We start from the raw sequence: 2,778 nt of genomic DNA on the forward strand, positions 1-2,778 counted from the left end.
CTCTCACATAAAATTATTTACAGCTATATATCCATATCTACAAAATTAACGTTAATTTTGTAGATTAAACTTCATAATTTTCGTTAAAATGAAGGAAAAAATTATGGAAATCCAAAGATATTTGAAAGAACCAATCGAATCACGATTAAATGGGGATAAAAACAAAATTGTGATTCTTTATGGAGCCCGTCAAACCGGGAAAACTACCCTGGCAACACATATCCTTGATGCGTCAGGAAAAAAAGTTATGGCTGTAAATGCTGATCAGCAAAAATATATCGATGTTTTATCAAGTAAAGATGCCCGAAAACTGAAGGGACTGATTGGTAAGAACGAAATTTTATTTATTGATGAAGCACAGCGTATTCCTGACATCGGGATCAATTTAAAAATAATCCATGAAGAGTTACCGGAATTAAGAGTGTTTATTACCGGTTCCTCTTCGATACATATTGCTACTCAGGTGGCGGAAGCATTAACCGGCAGAAAATTCGTATTTTCTTTATATCCACTTTCGTTAAAAGAGCTGAATTATCATTACAGTTCATTTGAAATCGATGATATGCTGGAAGAATTACTAATTTATGGAAGCTATCCCGAGGTGTTTACTGAGCAAGGGTATCATGAAAAGAAGCTGATTCTGGAAGAATTAGGAAATTCTTACCTATACAAAGATATTTTTGAACTCACAGGAATCCGCAATAAAAAAAAATTGTCTGATTTATTACGATTATTGGCTTTTCAAATCGGAAGCGAAGTATCCATCCATGAACTGAGCCAACAATTAAACCTCAGCCGTGATGCCGTTAACCATTATTTGTATTTGCTGGAACAATCCTTTGTTATTTTTAGATTATCCGGTTTCAGCAGAAATCTTAGAAAAGAAATTTCCAAGATGGATAAATTTTATTTTTACGACAATGGAATTAGGAATATGATTATAAACAATTACAACCCGAAGCCTTACCGGAATGATCTTGGAGAGCTTTGGGAAAATTTTGTTCTGGCAGAACGTCAAAAATATTTAAGTTATCTCCAAATACCTGTGAATAATTACTTCTGGCGGATCTACACCGGCGGAGAGATTGATTATATTGAGGAACATAGTGGAAATTTATGGGGTTATGAGATAAAACTTAATAAATCAGCAAAAACAAAACCACCAAAGACATGGACTAAATCTTATCCCGAAAGTTCGTTTGAGGTAATAAGCAGGGAAAATTATCAGCAGTTTTTGATTTAAAGCGATTGCAACAGGTTATCCCCTCCATTCCCGGCGCCTCGTCAGAGTGCGCGATAAAACCAGCCATATCTGCTCTCTGTTGATTGATCATATATTTCAAGAACCACTCCCCTGTTGAGCATGAAGTTGGTCGCATCAACAACAGAGACACACGGCAGTTTGGCTCTACCTCCAAACAATATTTTCTTCTAACAGCCAGAAACCTGATACCTTTCTTATGCAAAATCAATCTAAATTACCATAAAAAAGATCAAAAGTGCCAGTACATTACTTGTACGAATGATCTCGTCATTTCAGAAAGAATGGCCACTGCCGGGTATACACCCGAAGAAATGCAGAATGGAAAACAGTTAGTTGAAGGCGCAGAAGAAGCTTACGAGGTGAATCACAAAGAAAAGGGCGAATACAATGAAGCCCGCGATAATCATCAGGAAGCAAAAAATGCTTTTCACGACAAATACATCCGCGATTTGGAATTTACTCGTATTGCCCTGTCCGAAGATCCTAAAAAACTGGAGTATATTGGCGCTACCGGAAGACGAAGCCGCACCCAGGCAGCTTATCTCAAGCAAGCCAAACATTTTTACAGCTCCCTTGAGCAGGATGAAAATCTGCTTCAAAAGATGGCCAGGTTCGGATATACCGGTGAAATGATGAAAGAACGACTGGACGACATCGAGGAGCTTTATCAACTCATGGAGAAAATCGAATCGGAAGAAGGTGATGCACAACACCAAATACAGGTCCGTAACGAAAAACTCGATGAACTGGAGGACTGGACCTCTGTTTACAAAAAAGTCGCCTTGCTTATGTTTGAAGACGATGCGCAATACCTCGAAAAACTGGGTATTGTTATGAAATCCTGAACCCACCCCTTCGGTAAATAACGGCCAGGCAGCTTCGCTGCCTGGCTTTTTTATTGCTTAACCCGAATTATTCAAGAATAATTCTGACGCTATTGAAAAACCTGACTTTTTGCTTCAATATTTTTCGCAAAAAGTTGGTTTTTCTAACGCGGGGTTTCCTGGATCCTTCCCGCAACCCCTCCCGCATTCATAAACGAATCCCGCTGGTAAGCGGGATTCGTTTATGAATGATCCAGGTTAAATTTCTTGACGTTTAGCCCATCAATTTCTAAATTTATGATTTTTAAAGTCAAATTTTGATTGTATCATCTTAAACCCCCTTACTATGAAGGAAAACTCCAATCATCTCAATACTTTGTCGGTTCCCCCCAAGGCAAATTTTTCGTTACAGCATGTCGATCCCTCGGATACACATGATCTGGATGACAAGCAGGAAGCCCAAAAGAAGCTGGAAAAGATCCGTGAAGAGCTGACCGAACTACAGGAGATACTATATGCCCAGGGGAAATATGCTGTTCTGATCCTTTTTCAGGCTATGGACACCGGGGGAAAGGACGGCACCATCCGCCATGTTTTTGGCCCGTTAAATCCACAGGGGGTGAGGGTTATTAACTTTAAGGCACCCTGTGGAACTGAGCTGGAACATGATTATCTTTGGCGGATTCATAA

3 protein-coding genes are annotated in these 2,778 nt (G+C 39.2%); all 3 read left to right on the forward strand.

Annotation, left to right across the window (positions count from 1 at the left end; all coding sequences use genetic code 11):
- The first annotated feature begins 103 nt into the window (after positions 1-103).
- The gene (locus KGY70_20420; protein ID MBS3777570.1) at positions 104-1,243 is read left to right on the forward strand and encodes an ATP-binding protein; all 1,140 of its coding nucleotides are present in this window, start codon (positions 104-106) and stop codon (positions 1,241-1,243) included.
- A gap of 83 nt (positions 1,244-1,326) precedes the next feature.
- Entirely contained in the window at positions 1,327-2,109 is a 783-nt protein-coding gene (locus KGY70_20425) for a hypothetical protein (protein ID MBS3777571.1), read from the forward strand.
- A 325-nt stretch (positions 2,110-2,434) separates the two neighbouring features.
- Positions 2,435-2,778, forward strand: a 344-nt coding sequence (locus tag KGY70_20430; protein MBS3777572.1) for a polyphosphate kinase 2 family protein, incomplete at its 3' end; no start/stop codon positions are given.

It is taken from the genome of Bacteroidales bacterium, from assembly GCA_018334875.1.
Lineage (GTDB): Bacteria > Bacteroidota > Bacteroidia > Bacteroidales > UBA12077 > JAGXLC01.